Source organism: Chitinimonas sp. (assembly GCF_041904975.1).
Classification (GTDB): domain Bacteria; phylum Pseudomonadota; class Gammaproteobacteria; order Burkholderiales; family Chitinimonadaceae; genus Chitinimonas.
In genome coordinates, this window is the sequence record NZ_JAYRLZ010000441.1 from 1 (window position 1) to 1,964 (window position 1,964).

The window sequence follows — 1,964 nt, forward strand, 5'->3', positions numbered from 1 at the left end:
TGGGTAGCAATCTATTCATGGCCGGCAGTATATCGGCGATGCCGCACTTGGCGCGCGCCACCGCCACGGCGACAATGCGACGATGTGCCTGATCGCCTTCGCCTGGAACCCGGGCAGCCCGGAACCTCTGCTGGTCATTGCCAATCGCGACGAACACTATGCGCGGCCGACCGCCGCGCTCGGCTGGTGGGACGACGGCCAGATACTGGCCGGCCGCGATCTGCAAGCCGGCGGCAGCTGGATGGGCCTGAGCCGCAGCGGTCGCTTTGCCGCGCTGACCAACTACCGCGACCCGAGCCGCCATCAGCCCGATGCCCGCTCGCGCGGCGCGCTGGTGGTGGACTTTCTGCGCGGCGATGGCAGCGCCAGCGACTACATTCGCCGGCTGCGCGGCGAAGCCGCCGCGTACAACGATTTCAACCTGCTGCTATTCGATGGCGCAAAGCTGCTCGGCTACGAAAGCCGCGCCGATCGCTGCCTGCGCTTTGGCCGCGGCGCCCATGCGGTGTCGAATGCCTGTTTCGACACCCCGTGGCCCAAGGTGGAAAGGCTGAAGGCAGGCCTGGCGGCAGCAGGCGCCCTTGACGACGATCTGCAGGCGCTGCTTCGTGACCGCAGCTTGGCGCCAGATGCGCAGCTGCCACACACCGGTGTGCCGCTGGAATGGGAGCGGGCCCTGTCGGCCATATTCATCCGCACGCCGACCTATGGCACGCGCAGCAGCGCCATCGTGCGCCTTGGCCGGAATCAGGCGCGCTTTCGCGAGTGGACGTTCGACCACGGCGAGCCGGCCGGCCAATCCGAATTCAATTTTCCACTATCCTGACAGCCATGAGCCACGATCACCCGCACGACCATCATCACCACCATCATCATGCCGCCAGCCAGCGCCGCTTGATATTGGCCCTGGTGCTCACCGCCGGCTATGCCGTGGTGGAAGCAGGCGGCGGGCTGTGGTCCGGTTCGCTGGCCCTGCTGTCCGACGCCGGCCATATGGTCACCGATGCTGCTGCGCTCGGTCTGGCACTATTTGCCCAGCTGATCGCCCGGCGGCCGGCTTCGGCGCGCAATTCCTACGGCTATGCCCGCGCCGAAATCCTTGGCGCCCTGGTCAATAGCCTGTTCATGCTGGCGATGGTGGGCTGGATTGCCTTTGAGGCGATCGGTCGCCTCGTGCATCCGCAGCCGGTCAATGGCGTGGGAGTGATGGGCATTGCGGCTATAGGTCTTGCCATCAATATGCTGTGTGCCTGGATTCTGGCCGGCGACAGCCACAATATGAACTCGCGTGCCGCGCTGATGCATGTGCTGGGCGATCTGCTCGGCTCGGTGGCGGCCATTGTTGCCGGCCTGGTCATCTGGCTGACCGGTTGGGCGCCGATTGACCCGATTTTGTCGCTGCTGGTGGTGCTGTTGATCCTGCGTTCCACCTGGGCGCTGGTGTTGCAGTCCTCGCATATGCTGATGGAGGGCGTACCGGCCCATCTCGACCTTGCCGCCATCGGCAAGGCGCTGGCCGGGCAGAGCGGGGTGGAATCGGTGCACGATCTGCATATCTGGCACCTTGGCTCGCAGCGTATCGCCCTGTCGGCCCATCTGGTCATCGACGACGCCCAGCACTGGCCACGCCTGCTGGCCAGCACGCAGAGCCTGCTGGCCAAGGATTTCGGCATCGACCATGTCACCCTGCAGCCGGCCTGGTCGCTGCATGCACCCAAGGGCAAGGTGATTCCGCTGGCCGCCATACTCGGTGGATCCACCCATGATCACGCGCATGGCGCGCACGATCATGGTCATGGTCATGGTCACCAGCATGATGGGCATGGCCACAGCCATTAAGGGCCATGGCTTGCCGCCGGGTTGATGCAGCAGGATAAAGCTTGAACGTCACGGCAGCGGGGGGGGGCGGGCGAGGCCCCGGGGTGGCCGGGGCCGCCGCGCCCCCCCAGGCCGCCCCAGGGGGG

The 1,964-nt window shown here is 66.1% G+C and carries 2 protein-coding genes; both read left to right on the forward strand.

The window, feature by feature from the left end; genetic code table 11:
* Positions 1 to 82 precede the first annotated feature (82 nt).
* Positions 83 to 826, forward strand: a complete 744-nt coding sequence (locus ACE3OH_RS21955) for an NRDE family protein (RefSeq protein WP_374358343.1) — start codon at positions 83 to 85, stop codon at positions 824 to 826.
* Positions 827 to 831: 5 nt separating this feature from the next.
* Positions 832 to 1,839, forward strand: coding sequence for a cation diffusion facilitator family transporter (locus ACE3OH_RS21960; RefSeq protein WP_374358346.1), 1,008 nt, complete (start codon positions 832 to 834; stop codon positions 1,837 to 1,839).
* Positions 1,840 to 1,964 lie beyond the last annotated feature (125 nt).